This window comes from Ancylobacter mangrovi (assembly GCF_024752335.1).
GTDB classification, from domain to species: Bacteria; Pseudomonadota; Alphaproteobacteria; order Rhizobiales; family Xanthobacteraceae; genus Ancylobacter; species Ancylobacter mangrovi.
Genome location: NZ_JANTHY010000003.1, coordinates 424443 through 442125 on the forward strand (window position 1 = coordinate 424443; position 17683 = coordinate 442125).

Annotated in this window: 15 protein-coding genes, 1 other RNA gene and 1 riboswitch; of the genes, 8 read left to right on the plus strand and 8 right to left on the minus strand. The window is 69.6% G+C overall.

Going from position 1 to position 17683, the window contains the following annotated elements:
- The first annotated feature begins 101 nt into the window (after positions 1–101).
- From NVS83_RS11660 to NVS83_RS11670, 3 genes are read left to right on the plus strand one after another with little or no spacing between them, the layout of a single operon-like run.
- On the plus strand, positions 102–3515 hold the full coding sequence (locus NVS83_RS11660) for an acyl-[ACP]--phospholipid O-acyltransferase (protein ID WP_258739455.1): 3414 nt from the start codon (positions 102–104) through the stop codon (positions 3513–3515).
- Positions 3512–4153 carry a TetR/AcrR family transcriptional regulator gene (locus NVS83_RS11665; protein ID WP_258739456.1) on the plus strand — a complete coding sequence of 214 codons (642 nt, stop codon included), beginning with the start codon at positions 3512–3514 and terminating at the stop codon, positions 4151–4153. The genes NVS83_RS11660 and NVS83_RS11665 overlap by 4 nt, the downstream gene beginning before the upstream one ends.
- Before the next feature lie 11 nt (positions 4154–4164).
- Positions 4165–4788 carry a hypothetical protein gene (locus NVS83_RS11670; protein WP_258739457.1) on the plus strand — a complete coding sequence of 208 codons (624 nt, stop codon included), beginning with the start codon at positions 4165–4167 and terminating at the stop codon, positions 4786–4788.
- 30 nt (positions 4789–4818) lie between these two features.
- Here NVS83_RS11670 and NVS83_RS11675 read toward each other — a convergent pair whose 3' ends face one another.
- From NVS83_RS11675 to ffs, 4 genes are all read right to left on the minus strand, one after another.
- On the minus strand, positions 4819–5139 hold the full coding sequence (locus NVS83_RS11675; protein WP_258732534.1) for a YbaB/EbfC family nucleoid-associated protein: 321 nt from the start codon (positions 5137–5139) through the stop codon (positions 4819–4821).
- Positions 5140–5151: 12 nt separating this feature from the next.
- Positions 5152–7116 (minus strand): DNA polymerase III subunit gamma/tau, encoded by a 1965-nt coding sequence (locus NVS83_RS11680; protein ID WP_258739755.1) that lies wholly within the window; start codon positions 7114–7116, stop codon positions 5152–5154.
- 274 nt (positions 7117–7390) lie between these two features.
- The gene (locus NVS83_RS11685; protein WP_258739459.1) at positions 7391–7627 is read right to left on the minus strand and encodes a hypothetical protein; all 237 of its coding nucleotides are present in this window, start codon (positions 7625–7627) and stop codon (positions 7391–7393) included.
- Between the two features lie 170 nt (positions 7628–7797).
- Positions 7798–7896, minus strand: an RNA gene (gene ffs, locus NVS83_RS11690) — signal recognition particle sRNA small type.
- A gap of 167 nt (positions 7897–8063) precedes the next feature.
- Here ffs and NVS83_RS11695 point away from each other — a divergent pair.
- Together NVS83_RS11695 and NVS83_RS11700 are read left to right on the plus strand one after the other, a co-directional pair.
- Positions 8064–9137, plus strand: a complete 1074-nt coding sequence (locus tag NVS83_RS11695; RefSeq protein ID WP_258739460.1) for a class I SAM-dependent methyltransferase — start codon at positions 8064–8066, stop codon at positions 9135–9137.
- A gap of 134 nt (positions 9138–9271) precedes the next feature.
- Positions 9272–9820: a hypothetical protein gene (locus tag NVS83_RS11700; RefSeq protein ID WP_258739461.1), complete on the plus strand. Its 549-nt coding sequence runs from the start codon at positions 9272–9274 to the stop codon at positions 9818–9820.
- A gap of 5 nt (positions 9821–9825) precedes the next feature.
- Here the strand turns inward: NVS83_RS11700 and pip are convergent, their stop codons facing one another.
- From pip to NVS83_RS11715, 3 genes are all read right to left on the minus strand, one after another.
- Positions 9826–10776: a prolyl aminopeptidase gene (gene pip, locus NVS83_RS11705; protein ID WP_258739462.1), complete on the minus strand. Its 951-nt coding sequence runs from the start codon at positions 10774–10776 to the stop codon at positions 9826–9828.
- Between the two features lie 122 nt (positions 10777–10898).
- The gene (locus NVS83_RS11710) at positions 10899–12107 is read right to left on the minus strand and encodes an MFS transporter (RefSeq protein ID WP_258732538.1); all 1209 of its coding nucleotides are present in this window, start codon (positions 12105–12107) and stop codon (positions 10899–10901) included.
- A gap of 155 nt (positions 12108–12262) precedes the next feature.
- Positions 12263–13327, minus strand: a complete 1065-nt coding sequence (locus NVS83_RS11715) for an NAD(P)-dependent alcohol dehydrogenase (protein WP_258739463.1) — start codon at positions 13325–13327, stop codon at positions 12263–12265.
- Between the two features lie 349 nt (positions 13328–13676).
- Between NVS83_RS11715 and NVS83_RS11720 the strand changes: the two genes are divergently transcribed.
- Both NVS83_RS11720 and nudC read left to right on the plus strand, forming a co-directional pair.
- Complete coding sequence (locus NVS83_RS11720) at positions 13677–14105, plus strand: HIT domain-containing protein (protein WP_258739464.1); 429 nt, start codon at positions 13677–13679, stop codon at positions 14103–14105.
- A complete protein-coding gene (gene nudC / locus NVS83_RS11725) occupies positions 14102–15058 on the plus strand; it encodes an NAD(+) diphosphatase (RefSeq protein WP_258739465.1) in 957 nt (318 codons plus the stop codon). The genes NVS83_RS11720 and nudC overlap by 4 nt, the downstream gene beginning before the upstream one ends.
- Before the next feature lie 12 nt (positions 15059–15070).
- Here the strand turns inward: nudC and NVS83_RS11730 are convergent, their stop codons facing one another.
- On the minus strand, positions 15071–16192 hold the full coding sequence (locus NVS83_RS11730; protein WP_258739466.1) for a 2'-deoxycytidine 5'-triphosphate deaminase: 1122 nt from the start codon (positions 16190–16192) through the stop codon (positions 15071–15073).
- A gap of 76 nt (positions 16193–16268) precedes the next feature.
- A riboswitch (SAM riboswitch) is annotated at positions 16269–16348 on the plus strand.
- Between the two features lie 39 nt (positions 16349–16387).
- Here NVS83_RS11730 and NVS83_RS11735 point away from each other — a divergent pair.
- Positions 16388–17611 carry an O-succinylhomoserine sulfhydrylase gene (locus tag NVS83_RS11735; protein WP_258739467.1) on the plus strand — a complete coding sequence of 408 codons (1224 nt, stop codon included), beginning with the start codon at positions 16388–16390 and terminating at the stop codon, positions 17609–17611.
- Positions 17612–17683 lie beyond the last annotated feature (72 nt).

Here is a 17683-nt window from a genome sequence, read left to right on the forward strand (position 1 = left end):
GGCTGCGCGCGCCTCTTCTTGACCCCCTCCTCATTTTATGTAAGTGATCGTTCACATACATAAGGGCGGCGCGAGGGCGGCCTGATGGGGGAGGACGGTCCATGTTCACGCGGCTGATGGCGGCGCGGCGTTTCGCACCGCTGTTCTGGTGCCAGTTCTTCTCGGCGTTCAACGACAATTTCGTGAAGAACGCCATGGCGCTGCTCATTCTCTACGGGCTCGCGGTCGAGAATGGCGGCGCCATGATCACGCTGGCCGGCGGCATCTTCATCCTGCCCTTCTTCCTGCTCTCCAGCCTCGGCGGCCAACTCGCCGACCGCTACGACAAGTCGCTGATCGCGCGGCGGCTGAAATTCGTCGAGGTCTGGGTAGTGCTGGTGGCGAGCGCGGGTTTCGTCATGCAGTCGCTGCCGGTGCTGATGGTCGGCCTGTTCCTGATGGGCTGCCTCAGCGCGCTGTTCGGTCCGGTGAAGTACGGCATCCTGCCGGACCATCTCGCCAAGGACGAGCTCGTCGCCGGCAACGCGCTGGTGGAGACCGCGACCTTCGCCGCCATCCTCGCCGGCACGGTGGGCGGGGGCATCGCCATGACCCATACCGGCGACTGGGCGGTGGCCGGCTTCACCTTTGCCTTCGCCATCGCCTCGTGGATCTTCGCGCGCAACATCCCGCCCACGCTGGCGGCGGCGCCGGACCTCGTAATCGATCGCAACGTCTGGCGCGGCACGCGGGCGCTGATCGGCGAGCTGCGCCGGCGCAAGGCGACCTGGCAGGGGGCGCTGATCGTCTCCTGGTTCTGGCTGGTCGGCGCGGTGGTGCTCGCCCTGCTGCCGACGCTGGTGAAGGACGATATCGGCGGCGGGGAGAGCGTGGTGACGCTGTTCCTGGCGCTGTTCACCATCGGCGTCGCCATCGGCTCGACGCTGGCGGCCAAGCTCTCCGAGGGGCGGATCGTGCTCGCGGTGGTGCCGTTCGCGGGGCTGACGATGGGCGGGTTCTGCCTTGCCCTGGCGGCGCTGATCGGCGCCCATGAGCCGGCGGTGCCGGAGCTCGGCTGGTACGCCTTCCTCACCTCGCCGATCGGGCTCGAGACCGCGCTGGCGCTGGTCGGGCTCGCCGCCTCGGGAGGTGCTTTCGTGGTGCCGACCTTCGCCTATGTGCAGGCCGAGGCGGGCGAGGAGCAGCGCGCGCGGGTGATCGCCGGCACCAACGTGCTCAACGCCGCCTTCATGGTGGCCGGCGCGGTGTTCATCGCCACGTTGCAGTTCGCCGGCCTCTCTGCGCCGGTGCTGGTGGCGCTGATCGGCCTCGCCAGCCTCGTCGTGGCGGTGATGGTCGGGCGCGCCTTCCGCGGCCATGTGATGCGCGACCTGATCCGGCTGGTGTTCAAGGTGCTGTTCCGGGTCGAGGTGAAGGGGCAGGAGCACCTGTCCGCCTACGGCCCGCATTCGGTGATCGCGATCAACCATGTGAGCTTCCTCGACGCGCCGCTGATCATGGCGCTGCTCGACAACGACCCGATCTTCGCGGTCGACGCGACCATCGCCAAGCGCTGGTGGATCAGGCCGTTCCTCAAGCTGGTGCGCGCCTTCCCGCTCGACCCGACCCGGCCGATGGCGACGCGCGACCTGATCCGGCTGGTGCGTGAGGGCGAGCAGCTGGTGATCTTCCCCGAGGGGCGGATCACCGTGACCGGCTCGATCATGAAGATCTATGACGGTTCGGCGCTGATCGCCGACAAGGCCGAGGCGCCGGTGATCCCGGTGCGGATCGAGGGGCTGGAGCAGACCTATTTCTCGCGCCTGACCACCGACCAGACCCGCAAGCGCCTGTTCCCCAAGGTGCGCGTCACCATCCTGCCGCCGAAGCGGATCCAGATCGACCCGGAGCTGATCGGCCGGCGGCGGCGTCGCGCGGCCGGGGCGGCGCTCTACGACATCATGTCCGACCTCGTGTTCGAGACCAGCCATACCGGCATCACCGTCTACCAGGCGGTGGAGGAGACGGCGGTGCGGCTCGGCAAGGGGCGGACCGTGGTGGAGGACCCGCTCGGCAGCAGCCTGACCTATCGCAAGCTGCTGATGGGGGCGAAGATCCTCGGCGACAAGCTCGCCGCCGAGACCGGCCCGGGCGAACGCGTGGGCGTGCTGCTGCCCAATGCCGCCGGCATCGCGGTGGTGCTGATGGGCCTGTCGCGCCACGGCCGCGTGCCGGTGATGCTGAACTACACCGCCGGGGCGGTGAACCTCGTCGCCGCGTGCAAGGCGGCCGAGGTGAAGCTGGTGATCACCTCCACCACCTTCGTCGAGAAGGCACGGCTGGAGAGCGAGGTGGCCGAGCTCGCCCGCCATGTGCGCATCCTCACCAGCGAGGAGCTGCGCGGGCGCGTGACCGGCTTCGACAAGCTCGCCGGCCTGCTGCCGACCCCGGCGCCGAAGCCCGTGAGCCCGGACGAGCCGGCCTTCATCCTGTTCACCTCCGGCTCGGAGGGAAGCCCGAAGGGCGTGGTGCTTTCCCACCGCAACATATTGACCAACGTCGCGCAGGTGGCGGCGCGGATCGACTTCTCGCCCGCCGACATCATGTTCAACGTGCTGCCGGTGTTCCATTCCTTCGGGCTGACCGGCGGGCTGGTGCTGCCCATGGTCTCGGGGCTGAAGACCTTCCTCTACCCCTCGCCGCTGCACTACCGGATCATTCCCGAGATGGTCTACGCCACCAACGCCACCGCCATCGTCGGCACCGACACCTTCCTGATGGGCTATGCCCGCACCGCCAACCCTTATGACTTCCGCTCGCTGCGCTTCGTCGTCGCCGGGGCCGAGCCGGTGAAGGCGGAGACGCGGCGGGTGTGGATGGAGAAGTTCGGCCACCGCATCCTCGAGGGCTACGGCGTGACCGAATGCGCCCCGGTGCTGGCGGTGAACACGCCGATGTTCAACCGCGCCGGCACCGTCGGGCGGCTGCTGCCGGGCATCAACTACCGGCTCGACCCGGTGCCGGGCATCGACGAGGGCGGGCGGCTCAACGTGCACGGGCCGAACGTGATGCTCGGCTATCTGCGGGCCGAGAAGCCGGGCGTGATCGAGCCGCCGGCGGGCGGCTGGTACGACACCGGCGACATCGTGGCGGTGGACGATGAGGGCTTCGTCGCCATTCGCGGCCGCGCCAAGCGCTTCGCGAAGATAGCCGGCGAAATGATCTCGCTGGCGGCGGTCGACGCGATGGTGGCGGCGCTGCGGCCCGATGCCGAGCATGTCGCGGTCGCGGTCCCGGACGCCAAGCGCGGTGAGCGCGTCATCCTGCTCACCACCGCCTCCGACCTGACCCGGGCTGCGCTGCAGGCACATGGGCGCGAGCTCGGCGTGACCGAACTGATGATCCCGGCCGAGATCCTGCCGATGGACGAGCTGCCGCTACTGGGCTCGGGCAAGGTGGACTTTACCAAGGCGCGGGTGAAGGCGCTGGAGGTCATCGCCGCGCGCGGCAGGGCGCCGGTGGGAGAGGGCGCATGAGCGCGCCCGCGCGACGGTTGCCGGCGGAACGCATCGCGGAAGGCGGATCGGCGGGCCGGCCCGCTCCCCGGCGCGGACGCGACGGCACGGCGACGCGCGCGCGCATCGAGGCCGAGGCGCTGCGGCTGTTCGCGCAGAAGGGGATCGACGGCACCTCGGTGCGCGACATCGCGCAGGGCGCGGGGGTGAGCGAGGGCGCGCTCTACCGGCACTTCGTCTCCAAGGAGGAGCTGGCGCGGGCGCTGTTCCTCTCGCGCTACGCGGCGCTGGCGGGGAAGATCTGCGCCATCGACGCGCGCGAGGCGACGCTGGCGGAAAAGCTCGCCGCGGTGGTCGAGCTCGCATGCGCTCTGTTTGACGCCGAGCCGGCGCTGTTCGCCTATCTGCTGATCCACCAGCACGACCATCTCGCTCATGTGCCGGAGGCGCCGGAGGCGAATGTGGTGACGGCGGTGGAGCGGATGCTGGCCCGCGCGGGCGTGCCCGCCGCGCGCGCGACGCTGGCGGGAGCGATGGCGCTGGGCTGCGTGGTGCAGCCGGCGGTTTTCGCGCTCTACGGCCGGCTCGACGGCTCGCTCGGCGCCCGCGCCGGCGAGATCGCCCGGGCGGTGGAGGGGATCGTCGCGGCGGCGCGGTAGGGAGCCGACGCATGAACGTGACTGAACACATCGGCGCGGCGTTCGCGCTGGCGGCGCAGCGGCAGGAAGCCATAAGGCAGCGCTGGAGAGCGGTGGCGATGATCGGCTACAGGCTGCCGAGATCGCTACTGCCCGTGGCCATTCAACGTATCGGCGAACTGGACGTCCTGCTCCGATGCATGGAGGACGACATCGCCGATGCAATCCGGCACGACATCGACGTCGGTTCAGGCGAAGATCACGCGCTGCATCTGGCCGAGATGTGGGTAGGCAGCGCCTATGAAGTCGTTCGCGTCGTCAACGAACGCGTGGCTGTCGAGAAGACCGACGCCTTCAAGGCCGTATTTCGGGATCTCGGCGTACTGAGGATGCCGATGGAAAAGCATGAGCTGGAGGGCGGAAAGAGAACTGGCGTTCTCAAGGTGGGGCCGGTGAATGAACATGGAGTTCCGGAGCGGGTCGAAACCTATGATCCGGCGGACCCCGAGCGTACGTTCATCATGCAAATAGGCTTGTCGCTCCGCGGCTCCGCCATGTGGGAGCCTTATGACTACCGGATAGGCGGGGTGCGCCGGATCGAGCGGCGCCAGATTGCCGACGCCATGCTGGATCTCTGGGCCCCGATCCCGCCATAGGTCGCGGGGATCGGGACTGGAGAGGTTTCCTCAGAACAGCTTCATCCCCGGCGGGATCGGCAGGCCGGCGGTGAGTTCCTGGGTCTTCTCCTGGATCAGCCGCTCGCCCTTGCTGCGCGCTTCCGTGTGGGCGGCGACGATCAGGTCTTCCAGGATCTCCGCCTCATCCGGGTTCAGCAGGCTCGGGTCGATGGCGATGGCCTTCAGCGTGCCCTTGGCGGTTAGGCGCACCGTCACCATGCCGCCGCCTGCCGCGCCCTCGACCTCGGTGGCCTCGAGATCGGCCTGCAACTGCTCCATGCGGGCCTGCATCTCCTTCACCTTGGACATCATGCCGAGAAGGTCTTTCATGGGGGCTCCTGATCAGAATTCGATATCGTCGTCCGAGGGGTCGTCGTCGGGACCGGCGGCGGCCATCATCTCGTATTCGTCCGGCGAGACCGGGGCGGGGCCCTCGTCCGGCGCCTGCGCGCGCACGTCGACGATCGAGGCGCCGGGGAAGCGCGCCAGCACGGCGGCCACCAGCGGGTCGGCGCGCACGCCGGTCATCATCGCGTCGCGCTCGGCGGCGGCCTTCTCGGCCAGCGTCGGCTCGCCCTCCTCGTGCTGGGAGAGCGCGACCAGCCAGCGCCGGCCGGTCCATTCGGAAATCTTGGCCTGAAGCTCCTGCACCAGCACCGGCGAGCCGCCGGGCGCGAGAGCCACCTCGATCCGGCCGTCCTCGAAGGCGACCGGGCGGATGTGGTTCTCCAGCGCGAATTTGAGGCGCAGGTCGCGCTTCTGCGCCGCCAGCGCCACCAGCTCGGGCAGGCTGGCGATGGCGAGCGTGGGAGCCTGCTCGCGCGCCGGCGCCTGAGCGGGACGCGGCTCGCCGCGCGCGGCCAGCGAGAGATGGCTCGCCGCCGAGGGCGCCGCAGCGGGGGCGGATGTCGGGGCGGGAGAGGGCGCGGAGGACGCGACCGGCGCGGCAAGGCCACGCGATCCGCCGGCCGCCAGCGCGGCGCCGGGGCCCGAGCCCGGACCACCGCCCGCGCTCGCGCTGCGGCCCGCGCCGTCGCCATTGCCGGGCGCGGCCGGGGACGGCGACTGGCTCTCGGGCGCGGACGATCCCTCGCGCAGGCGGCGCAGCGCCTCGTCCGGGGTGGGCAGGTCGCTCGCATAGGCAAGGCGCACCAGCACCATCTCGGCCGCCTGGATCGGCTTGGCGGCCTGCTGCACCTCGGCGAGGCCCTTGGTCAGCATCTGCCAGGCGCGCGCCAGCACGCGCATCGACAGCTTCTCGGCGAAGTCGCGCCCGCGCGTGCGCTCGGCCTCCACAAGGGCGGGGTCGTCGGCGGTCTCGGGCAGGATCTTCAGCTTGGTGACGAGATGGGTGAACTCGGCGAGGTCGGCGACGACCACCGCCGGGTCGGCGCCGGAATCGTACTGCTCGCGCAGCTCGGTGAGGGCGAGGCCGACCTCGCCCTTCATCAGCGCCTCGAACAGGTCGATGACGCGGCCGCGGTCGGCGAGGCCGAGCAGGGAGCGCACCTGCTCGCCATGCACGGTGCCGCCGGCCGACTGGGCTCCCGAATGGGCGATCGCCTGGTCGAGCAGGGACAGCGCGTCGCGCACCGAGCCTTCCGCCGCGCGGGCGACGAGGCTGAGCGCCTCGACGTCGATGCCCACCTCCTCCGCCTCGCAGATGGCGCGCAGGTGCCGCGCCATGGTGCCGGCCTCGACCCGGCGCAGGTCGAAGCGCTGGCAGCGCGAGAGCACGGTGACCGGCACCTTGCGGATCTCGGTGGTGGCGAAGATGAACTTCACATGCTCGGGAGGCTCCTCCAGCGTCTTCAGCAGGCCGTTGAACGCGGCTGTGGAGAGCATGTGCACTTCGTCGATGATGAAGACCTTGTAGCGGGCCAGCACCGGCTTGTAGCGCGCGGCCTCGATGATCTCGCGTATGTCGCCGATGCCGGTGTTGGAGGCGGCGTCCATCTCCTGCACGTCCACATGGCGGCTCTCGATGATGTCGCGGCAGTGGCGGCCGAGGGCGGGCATGTCGAGGGTCGGCGCGCCCGCGCCGGCCGGGCCGTCGGCGGGCTCATAGTTCAGCGCGCGGGCCAGGATGCGGGCGGTGGTGGTCTTTCCCACCCCGCGCACGCCGGTGAGGATGTAGGCCTGCGCGATGCGCCCGGAGGCGAAGGCGTTCCGGAGCGTGCGCACCATCGCGTCCTGGCCGATGAGGTCGGCGAAGGTCTGCGGGCGGTATTTGCGCGCGAGCACGCGGTAGGGCGCGGCGGGCGGGGAGGCGCCGGGGGCGGGCGAATCGAGGCCGAGGCCGGGCATGGCCGGCGTCTCGACGGCGCCGCCTTCCGGGCCGCCGCCGTTGCCGGCGGTGCCGATATCGCCGTCGCCGGGGCTGATGTCGCTCTCGCTGGTTCTGATGTCGCTCATGGCCCCTTCATATCATCGCCCGGTGCGGGAGGGGCAAGAAGGGGAGCCTCGGGACGGGAAATTTCCGGCGTCCGGCCGCAATGCCGCCCGTCCGCGCCCGCGAGGAGGCGGCGCGGCGGAACGGTTCGGCGATCGGGGGAGCGGATGGGCCGGGCGGCCGCGCGGCCTATTTGCCGGGGCTGAGCGAATCCGCGTCGCGCACGCGCACGCAGAAATAGCGGCGGTAGCCGTCCTCATAGGCCTTGCGCGTCTCGTCCTTCAGCTTGGACGGGATGTCGGCCTTCAGCACGGACTGGCAGGCCTCCTCGCTGGCGAAGACGTGCTGGACCTCGGCCGGCTTGGTGACCACGCGGATATGCGGGCCGGTGAGGGCGTTGAGCGCGACGATGACGATGGCCCACATGGGGATCACTCCGGTGCTGCACAGGGGAAGCGCCGCAAATGCCTAGAGCGGCAGGCCGGGCGAGGCAAGTATCCGCAACGGCAAGCGCGCGGGGAACGTGCGCGGGGCCGAGCGGGAAGCCGTCGCGCCGCGCGCGGGCGGCGCCATGTCGTCGGCCGGGACGGGAAAAGGGTGGGAGGCTGGACAGAGACCCGAGACCGGGCTCGTTGGGGCTGCTTCCTTCCGGACCTGACCCGGTTGGCGAGTGGCTCGTCCACCGCCAACCTCCCGCCGGCTATATCGGGCAGATGGGCGGCAGATGCAAGGGCTGGATGCGGGGGCGGTGCGGGGCGGCCGTCGGTTCGCGAGCTGCGCGTCTGCGCTTCGGGTCGCGGGCGATTGCGTGCAGACTGGCCACGGGACCGCGGCGGAACGCGCGGGATCGGGGGAGCGCAGCATGGCCGACGACGCGGGGGAGCGCCAGCCGGCGCCGATGGAGGCCGGCGGCCGTTACAACGACCATTCCCACCACCAGGCCACGGGCGGCGCCTTCGGCCTGCCGATGATCGCCCCCGCCTTCGCATCGATGGCGCCATCGGGGCCGGTGGTGCTGGCCGACTACGGCTGTGCGCAGGGACGCAATTCGCTGCGGCCGCTCGCCGAGGCGCTGGCCCGCACGCGGGCGCTCATCGGCGCGGAGCCGGCGATCTCGGTCGTGCATGTCGACCAGCCGGCCAACGACTTCGCGGCGCTGTTCCTGCTGCTGCGCGACGACGGCGAAAGCTATCTGCGCGCCGACGCCAACGTGTTCGCCTCGGCGGTCGGCCGGTCGCATTTCGACCAGGTGCTGCCGTCCGGCTCGGTCGATTTCGGCTGGAGCTCGTTCGCCGCCCATTGGCTGAGCGCGGCGCCGGTCACTGACGCCGGTCATGTCTGGCCGCATCTCGCCGATCCGGCGGTCGAGCAGCGCTTCGCTGCCCAGGCAGCGGAGGACTGGCGCCGCTTCCTCGCCAGCCGCGCCCGCGAGCTGAAGCCGGGCGGAGCGCTGGTCGTGGTCCAGCCGTGCCTCGGCGAGGGCGTGGCGACCACGTTCCCGGTGCTGATGGACTGGACGCAGCAGGCGCTCGAGGCGATGGAGCGCGAGGGGATGCTGACGACGGCGGAGCGCCGGCGGATGACGCTCCTCGTCTATGAGCGCCGGCTGGACGAACTGCGCGCGCCATTTGCCTCCGGCGCCTTCGCCGGGCTGGAGATGGTGGCGGAGGAGGCACGCCCGATGCCCGATCCGTTCTGGCCGGCATATCGCGCCGATAGCGACGCCGAGGCCCTGGCCGGGCGGCATCTCGGCTTCTTCCGCGCGCCCTTCATGCCGTCCCTCATCGCGGCGCTCGACCCGGCGCGGGACGCGGCGTTCCGCACCGCCTTCGCCGCGCGGCTCGAGTCGGAGCTGCACGCCCGCATGCTCGCAGCGCCCCAGCCGCTGCTGGAGCCGATGACGATCCATTCGGCGCTGCTGCGTAAGGTGGGGTAGGGTGAAATGACAGAGGGCCTTTAGGTGGGGTAGCGAAGGGCTCTCCCGGCACTGAGCCAGTCGGGGAGAACCGCTTCCGCGGGCAGCTTGTCGCGGACTAAACTGGAGACGCCAAGATCGTGAAGGTGTCACAGATGGGTAAGAAGAAACATGCGAAAATTCAAATTATGACGCTCGATCAAGAGCGCTTTATGGCATTTGAAGGATTACTTGACTGGACTATGGCCGTCTGCGCTCAATATGAGCGGCTCGCGAAGATGAATAATGATCGAAAAAATACTAAACTAGATACTATGATAGATCGTAGTCATTTTCATGACCGCATGTTGCGAACGGAATATCACTATTTTTGTATAGCTGCAAACAAATTATTTGAATATAGAGATTGGACTATATCTCTGGGTATTTGTATTGATATTGATTATTCAGAGATAGACTCTTTTTCGAGGAAAAATATCCGTGATCTTAGAAATATGAAGGAGCACATAGTCGAATATTTCTCCGGGGAAGGTCGTGATCGAGCTCGATGGGTTTTGAAAACGCCGGGGTTCAATTCCGACGCCAGCGCTGTCAACGGAGCGCTGATTGGCGGTCGTTTGGACTGGGTGGCTTTCGGGCTTGCAGCAAAATGCCTGTTGCCTCGATTGCTTAGTCAGCCGATGCCCGTAGCGGTCGGCCCCTGACCGCTTCATCCTCCGAACCCGTCCGTCGCCCGTATCAGCCGGTCGAGTATCCCCGGCTCGCAATAGGCGTGGCCGGCGCCTTCGATGAGGTGGAACTGCGCATCCGGCCAGGCCTTGTGCAGCTCCCAGGCGTAGCGGGCGGGGCAGGGCATGTCGTAGCGCCCGTGCACGATGACGCCGGGAATGCCGGCGAGGCGATGCGCGTTGTCGAGAAGCTGGCGCTCGTCGAGCCAGGCGTTGTGGAAGAAATAGTGGTTCTCGATCCGCGCGAAGGCGAGGGCGAAATGCCCGTCCAGCCAGGGCGCGGTGAAGGCCGGGTTGGGCAGCAGGGTGATGGTCTCGCCCTCCCAGATCGACCACGCTTTGGCCGCCTCGAGCTTCCTCGCCTCGTCGTCGCCGGTGAGCAGGGCGCGATAGGCGCGGACCGGGTCGGCGCGGCCTTCCGGCGACAGCGGGGCGAGGAAGCGCTCCCATTTGTCGGGGAACATCTCCGAGACGCCGAAGCGGTAATACCAGTCGAGCTCGGCGCGGGTGAGGGTGTAGACGCCGCGCAGGATCAGCTCCGACACCCGGTCGGGATGGGTTTCGGCATAGGCGAGTGCCAGCGTCGAGCCCCAGGAGCCGCCGAAGACCTGCCATTTCTCGAAGCCGAAGGTCTCGCGCAGCCGCTCGATGTCGGCGACGAGGTGCCAGGTGGTGTTGTCGGTGAGGTCGGCATAGGGCACCGAGCGCCCGCAGCCGCGCTGGTCGAACAGCACCACCTCGTAGCGCGCGGGGTCGAACAGGCGGCGATAGTCCGGCGAGATGCCCGCGCCCGGCCCGCCATGCAGGAACACGGCGGGCTTGGCGCCCTTCGTGCCCACGCGCTCGTAATAGATGGAATGGCCGTCGCCGACGTCGAGCATGCCGCTCTCGAAGGGCTCGATCGGCGGGTAGAGCGTGCGCAGGTCTGTCATGGCGGGTTCCGGCGGAGGGGCGGAGCGGGACGGGCGGGATGTCGACTCACGGGCGACGATGCCATTCTACGCCCGCCGGGCACGGCCGGGAGGGCCGCCCGGCGCCGCACCCGCCCGCGCGCTTATGCTTCGCGCGCGGACCTGAGGCTCGGCAGGAACCAGGCGAGCAGGCCGAAGGCCGGCAGGAAGGCGCAGAGCTGGTAGACGACGTCGATGCCGTAATGGTCCGCCAGCAGGCCGAGCGCCGCCGCCGCCAGCCCGCCGAGGCCGAACACCAGCCCGTAGAAGAAGCCGCCGATGAGGCCGACGCGGTGCGGCAGCAGCTCGATGGCGTAGACCAGTATGGCGGCGAAGGCGCTCGACATGATGAGGTTGATCACCACGGTGAGCACCGCGGTCGCCACCAGCCCGACATGGGGCAGGGCGATGGTGAAGGGCAGGGCGCCGAGGATGGAGAACCAGATCACCTTGTTGCGCCCGATCCGGTCGCCGACGATGCCGCCGAACAGCACGCCCGCCGCCGAGGAGACGAGGAACAGGAACAGCATGAGCTGGGAGACCTGCACCGACACCTGGAACTGCTCGATCAGGTAGAAGGTGTAGAAGGAGGTGAAGCTCGCCGTATAGGCGGTCTTCGAGCACAGCAGCGCGATGAGGATGAGAAGCGCGGGCAGCACCTGCCGCAGCGGGCGGGCCGGCGGCTCGGTGCCCGGCGCCCCCGCGCGGCGCGCGGGACGGGCGGCGTCGAGCTCGGCATGGCGGGCCGCGGTCCAGCCGAGGATCATCATGGCGAGCAGGGCGACGGCGGAGAACCAGGCGAGGCTGACCTGGCCGTGCGGCACCACGATGAAGGCCGCCAGCAGCGGGCCGACCGCCTGGCCGAACTGTCCGCCGACCTGGAACAGGCCCTGTGCGAAGCCGTAGCGCCCGCCGGAGGCGCTGCGCGCCATGCGGGTGGCTTCCGGGTGGAAGATGGAGGAGCCGATGCCCACGCACGCTGCCGCCGTGAGCAGCAGCGCGAAGCTGCCGGCATAGGCGAGGCCGATCAGCCCGACGAAGGTGAACCCCATGCCGATGGCCATGGAGTTCGGCATCGGCCGGCGGTCAGTATAGAGCCCGACGGCGGGCTGCAGCAGCGAGGCCGAGATCTGGAAGGCGAGGGTGATGAGGCCGATCTGGCCGAAGTCGAGCGCGTAGGTCTGCTTGATGATCGGGTAGATCGCCGGGATCAGCGACTGCATCATGTCGTTGAGCAGATGCGCGACGCTCAGCGCGACCAGGACCGGCATGGCGGAGCGGCGGGCCAGCTCCGCCGGGGCGTTCATCGTCATCGGAAGGGCACTCGGGCGGCCGCGGGAAGGCGGCGCGCCCCTTCACTAGAACAAAGCCGCATCATCGACAATCGAGGCTTGCGGGCAGGGGCCATCGCCGGCGCGCATGCCGGCGATGGCCGTTTTCTGTGTTGCCGCTGGCGGCGGACCTGGCCTCAGGCGGCGGCTGCGGCCACCTTCAGCGACGCCATGTCGATGACGAAGCGGTACTTCACGTCGTTCTTCAGCATCCGCTCATAGGCGGCGTTGATGTCGGCGATGGCGATCATCTCGATGTCGGCGAGGATGCCGTGCTCGGCGCAGAAATCGATCATCTCCTGCGTCTCGGCGAGCCCCCCGATGGCCGAGCCGGCGATGCTCTTGCGGCCCATGATGAGGTGGGCGCCCAGCACCGGGTCGAGTGGGGTGAGGGCGCCGACGATCGCCATGGCGCCGTCGAGCTTGAGCAGGCCGAGATAGGGGTTCATGTCGTGGCCGACGGGGATGGTGTTGAGCAGGAAGTCGAAGCTCCCCGCCGCCTTCGCCATGGCGTCCGCGTCGCGCGAGACCAGCACCTCGTCGGCGCCGAGATGGAGCGCGTCGCGGCCCTTCTCCGGCGAGGTGGTGATCATGGTGACGTGGGCGCCGAGCGCCTTGGCGAACTTCACGCCCATATGGCCGAGCCCGCCGAGGCCGATGACGCCGACCTTCTGGCCTAGGCCGACCTTCCAGTGCTTCAGCGGCGAATAGGTGGTGATGCCCGCGCACAGCAGTGGCGCCGCGCCCTTGAGGTCGAGCGTGTCGGGAATCTTCACCACGAAGCGCTGGTCAACGACGATCTGGTCGGAATAGCCGCCGAAGGTGAGTGCCTCGCCGTTGCGCTCGCGCCCGTTATAGGTCGGGGTCGGCATGTTGAGGCAGTACTGCTCGAGGTCGGCGGTGCAGGCGGCGCATTCGCGGCAGGAATCGACGAGGCAGCCCACGCCCGCATAATCGCCCGCCTTCAGCTTGGTGACCTGCGCGCCGACGCCCACCACCCGCCCGACGATCTCGTGGCCCGGTACCATCGGGTAGAGCGAGTTGGACCAGTCGTTGCGGGACTGGTGCAGGTCGGAATGGCAGACGCCGCAATACAGGATCTCGATATGGACGTCGTGCGGGCCCGTGTCGCGGCGCTCGAAGCTGAACGGCGCGAGCGGTGACGCGGCATCCTGGGCCGCATAGCCGATGCATTGGAACATGATCGTTTTTCCGATGAACGCGCACCGCCGGAATGCCGTGACGCGGCCGGGCCGCCGTGACGCATGCGTCGCGACGTGGCCGTATCAGGGCGTGGCATGTGATGCGCGGGAGCCCCCTCCGCCGTCCATGCTCGCGTCTCGACATGGCCGCCGTCAACGGGGACGGGGCTTCCCGGCGGTAAGTTCTCGCCTATGTGAAGAGCCGGGCGGGCGGCATGGCTGATGGCCGGCGAAGCGGATGGCGCCGGCGCCTGCCTTCCGGGTATAGGTGGGCGTCGCCCCGTCTCCATCCGTCAGCTCCGCGACCGCCCTTCCTCCTTCCGACCGCCGAATCGAGCCCCGCCCAGCGATGACCGCGCAAACGCCCGCCTTCCTTCTCGATCCGCGCCTCGAGGCCCACAGCTTCCCGGTGACCGATCTTTCGCTGTGCACCGTGCGGCTGATGGACGATGCGCGCTTTCCCTGGCTGATCCTTGTGCCGCGCCGGCCGGAGCTGGTGGAGCTGATCGACCTCGACCCGTCCGACCGGGCGACGCTGAGCGCGGAGATCGACGCGGCGAGCCGGGCGCTGAAGGCGGTGACGAACTGCCACAAGCTGAACGTCGCCGCGCTCGGCAACATGGTGCGCCAGCTCCATGTGCACGTGATCGCCCGCTTCGAGGGCGATCCGGCCTGGCCCGGCCCGGTATGGGGCGTGGGCGAGCGCCGGAGCCATGCGGCGCCGCAGGCGATGATGTTCGGCTCCAAGCTGCGCGCGGCGCTGGGAGCGTCGGCATGACGAGGGACACCGTGCTCGAGCGTTTCGGCCCCTGGCCGCATCTCGGCTATACCGGCGCCAGCCTCGACCGCGCCAGCGAGAGGCGCAGCGAGGCGGCGGCGCTGCTGGAGGATCCGCGCGCGCTGGCCTGCCTGATCGCCGGCGACACCATCGTGCTGCGGCGGACCGAGGGGGGCTTCAGCGCGCTGTTCCCGCTCTCCGAGGCAGCCGGGCTTGGCGGGCGCTCGGCGGAAGCCTGCCTGCTCGGGCTCGACGGGCTGGCGCCGCATTTCGTGCTGCCGCTGCATGCGGCGGCGCTGGCGCCGCTGACCGAGCGCGAGGACCTGCACATGGTCGACCTGCGCAGCATCGCGGTCGAGGGGCTGGTGAGCGCGGAGGAGATCGGCGAGCTCGCCACCGCCAAGGCGATGCTGGCCTGGCACGCGCGGCGCACCTTCTGCTCCAATTGCGGCGGTCGGCTGAATGTCGGCGAGGGCGGATGGCGGCGCGAATGCCCCGAATGCGGGGCGCAGCATTTCCCGCGCACCGATCCGGTGGTGATCATGCTCACGGTAGACGGGGAGCGGTGCCTGCTCGGGCGCTCGCCCCGCTTCGCGCCCGGCATGTGGTCGTGCCTTGCCGGCTTCGTCGAACCAGGCGAGACCTTCGAGCAGGCGGCGCGGCGCGAGACCTGGGAGGAGGCGGGCATCCGCACCGGGCAGGCGCGCTATCTCGCCTGCCAGCCCTGGCCGTTCCCGATGTCGGTGATGATCGGCTTCCACCTGCAGGCGGAAAGCACCGACATCACCATCGACCCGGTGGAGCTGGAAGGGGCACGCTGGTTCGCGCGCGAGGAGGCGGCGCTGCTGCTCGCGCGCACCCATCCCGACGGGCTCACGGCGCCGCCGCAGATGGCGATCGCCCACCATCTGATCCGCGCCTTCGTCGAGGGCCGCGACCCGCCGGCGGGGTGAGCCGGCGCGCCTTCAGCCTTCGCGCGACCAGCTTCGGAAGTGCTTGGAGAGCTTCAGGCCCTGGGCCTGGTAGTTGGAGCCGAGCGCCTCGCCATAAAGCGTGCGCGGGCGCTCCATCATGCGCTCATAGACGAGGCGGCCGACGATCTGGCCGTCCTCCAGCATGAAGGGCACCTCGCGCGAGCGCACCTCCAGCACCGCGCGCGCCCCGAGCCCGCCGGCGGCGGCGTGGCCGAAGCCGGGGTCGAAGAAGCCGGCATAGTGGACGCGAAACTCGCCCACCAGCGGGTCGAACGGCACCATCTCCGCCGCATGGGTCGGGGGCACGTGCACGGCTTCCTTGGAGGCGAGGATGTAGAACGCATCCGGGTCGAGGATGAGCTCGCGCCGGCCGCGCGTCATCAGCGGCTCCCAGTAGTCCTCGACCTCGCAGGCGGCGCGCCTGTCGACGTCGATGAGGCCGGTGTGGCGCTTGGCGCGGAAGCCGAGCAGGCCGCTGAAGCCGGCGCCGGACAGGTCGACGCTGACCGCGATGCCGCCGCCGGCGACGTCCGGGCTCATGGCGTCGACCAGCCGGTCGGAGGTGTTGAGGGCGGCGAGCTCGGCCTCGTCGAGCCGCGCGTCGCCGCGCCGGAAGCGGATCTGCGACAGCCGCGAGCCCTGACGCACCAGGATCGGGAAGGTGCGAGGGCTGATCTCGAGATAGAGCTTGCCCTGATAGCCGGCGGGCACCACGTCGAAGGCGCGGGTGCGGTCGGCGATGACGCGGGTGAAGATGTCGAGCCGGCCGGTCGAGCTCTTCGGGTTAGCCGAGGCGGCGATGTCGGCGGGCAGCGCCAGCGCCTCCTCGAGCTCCACCAGATAGACGCAGCCGGTCTCCAGCACCTCGCCGCCCGACAGGTCGAGCTCGTGCAGCCGCACGCCGTCGAGCCGCTCGGCCACGGTCTCGCGCGGGCCGGGCAGGAAGCTGGCGCGGATGCGCCAGGCGACCGGGCCGAGCCGCAGGTCGAGGCTCGCCGGCTGCACCTGGTCCTCGTCGAAGGGGCGCGCGGAGAGGATGGCGCCGCGCCCGGCCAGCGCCTCGATGGCATGGCCAGGCAGAATGCCCTCGCCGGTCAGACCAAAATCCGTCACGCGTGTACTCCGTCCCGCAGCGTGCGTTCGGTTTACCGGACGCGCCCCTTGACGCCAAGCGGGCGGCGGGAGTAATTGCCGCTGACGTGGTCCTTTGAGCCGGCCGGCTTGCCGCCACGCTAAACAAGGATGCTAAAAGGCCGGGGACGCGCATCTCTTGCGCGGGCGCCCCGGCATTTATGACCGGAGCCGCCGATGTCCTCCAATGCCAGTTCCTCCACCGACAAGCTCTCGCCCGCCGAGATCGCCGCGCTGCGCCCGGACACGCGCCTCGTGCATGGCGGCATCCTGCGCTCGCCCTTCGGCGAGACCGCGGAAGCGCTCTACCTGACCCAGGGCTATGTCTACGACACCGCCGAGCAGGCGGAGGCCCGCTTCAAGGGCGAGGACCCCGGCTTCATCTACACCCGCTATTCCAACCCGACCGCGGCGATGTTCGAGACCCGCCTCGCGCTGCTGGAGGGGGCCGAGATGGCGCGGGCGACGGCGTCGGGCATGGCGGCGGTGACGGCGGCGCTGCTGTGCCAGCTCAAGGCGGGCGACCATGTGGTGGCGGCGCGCGCGCTGTTCGGTTCCTGCCGCTATGTGATCGAGGAACTGCTGCCGCGCTTCGGCGTCGCCTCGACGCTGGTCGACGGCACCGACCTTGACGCCTGGAAGGCGGCGATCCGGCCCGAGACCAAGGTGCTGTTCCTCGAGAGCCCGACCAATCCGACGCTGGAACTGGTCGACATCGCCGCGGTGGCGGAAATCTCGAAGGCGGCCGGCGCGTGCCTCGTGGTCGACAACGTGTTCGCCACGCCGATGCTGCAGAGCCCGCTCGCCCTCGGCGCCGACGTGGTGGTCTATTCCGCGACCAAGCACATTGACGGGCAGGGGCGGTGCCTCGCCGGCGTGGTGCTGGGCTCGGAGAAGTTCCTGACCGACCACCTGCAGACCTTCCTGCGCCAGACCGGCCCCTCGGTCTCGCCCTTCAACGCCTGGGTGATGCTCAAGGGCCTCGAGACGCTGCCGCTGCGCATCGAGCGCGCGCAGGCGAGCGCGACGACGCTGGCGGACCGGCTGGCGGCGCAGCCCGGCGTGACCAAGGTGATCTACCCCTACCGCGCCGACCATCCCCAGCACGATCTCGCCAGGCGCCAGATGCGCGGGGGCGGCACGCTGGTGACGTTCGAGGTCGAGGGCGGCAAGGCCGGCGCCTTCCGCTTCCTCAACGCGCTGAAGGTGGCGCGCATCTCCAACAATCTCGGTGACGCCAAGAGCCTCGTCACCCATCCCGCGACCACCACGCACCAGCGATTCACTCCCGAGGCGCGGGCGCAGATGGGCATCTCCGACGGCATGGTGCGGCTCTCGGTCGGGCTCGAGCATGTCGACGACCTGACCGACGACGCCGTGCGCGCGCTGCAGGCGCTCTGAAGCGAAGGGCGGGCCGGCGGCGCCGGGCGGTGGGACGAAACGTGCTCGTGAGGCCGCCCCACCTTGCCCTTG

Excerpts from the sequence above, each read along its gene's own strand:
- NVS83_RS11720 (WP_258739464.1), top strand. The coding sequence starts at position 13,677 with ATGACCGCGCAAACGCCCGCCTTCCTTCTCGATCCGCGCCTCGAGGCC.
- NVS83_RS11685 (WP_258739459.1), bottom strand. The coding sequence starts at position 7,627 with ATGTGGGCCATCGTCATCGTCGCGCTCAACGCCCTCACCGGCCCGCAT.
- NVS83_RS11695 (WP_258739460.1), top strand. The coding sequence starts at position 8,064 with ATGGCCGACGACGCGGGGGAGCGCCAGCCGGCGCCGATGGAGGCCGGC.
- NVS83_RS11665 (WP_258739456.1), top strand. The coding sequence starts at position 3,512 with ATGAGCGCGCCCGCGCGACGGTTGCCGGCGGAACGCATCGCGGAAGGC.
- NVS83_RS11710 (WP_258732538.1), bottom strand. The coding sequence starts at position 12,107 with ATGACGATGAACGCCCCGGCGGAGCTGGCCCGCCGCTCCGCCATGCCG.
- NVS83_RS11675 (WP_258732534.1), bottom strand. The coding sequence starts at position 5,139 with ATGAAAGACCTTCTCGGCATGATGTCCAAGGTGAAGGAGATGCAGGCC.
- NVS83_RS11680 (WP_258739755.1), bottom strand. The coding sequence starts at position 7,116 with ATGCCCGGCCTCGGCCTCGATTCGCCCGCCCCCGGCGCCTCCCCGCCC.
- nudC (WP_258739465.1), top strand. The coding sequence starts at position 14,102 with ATGACGAGGGACACCGTGCTCGAGCGTTTCGGCCCCTGGCCGCATCTC.
- NVS83_RS11660 (WP_258739455.1), top strand. The coding sequence starts at position 102 with ATGTTCACGCGGCTGATGGCGGCGCGGCGTTTCGCACCGCTGTTCTGG.
- NVS83_RS11715 (WP_258739463.1), bottom strand. The coding sequence starts at position 13,327 with ATGTTCCAATGCATCGGCTATGCGGCCCAGGATGCCGCGTCACCGCTC.
- NVS83_RS11700 (WP_258739461.1), top strand. The coding sequence starts at position 9,272 with ATGGGTAAGAAGAAACATGCGAAAATTCAAATTATGACGCTCGATCAA.
- NVS83_RS11670 (WP_258739457.1), top strand. The coding sequence starts at position 4,165 with ATGAACGTGACTGAACACATCGGCGCGGCGTTCGCGCTGGCGGCGCAG.
- pip (WP_258739462.1), bottom strand. The coding sequence starts at position 10,776 with ATGACAGACCTGCGCACGCTCTACCCGCCGATCGAGCCCTTCGAGAGC.
- NVS83_RS11735 (WP_258739467.1), top strand. The coding sequence starts at position 16,388 with ATGTCCTCCAATGCCAGTTCCTCCACCGACAAGCTCTCGCCCGCCGAG.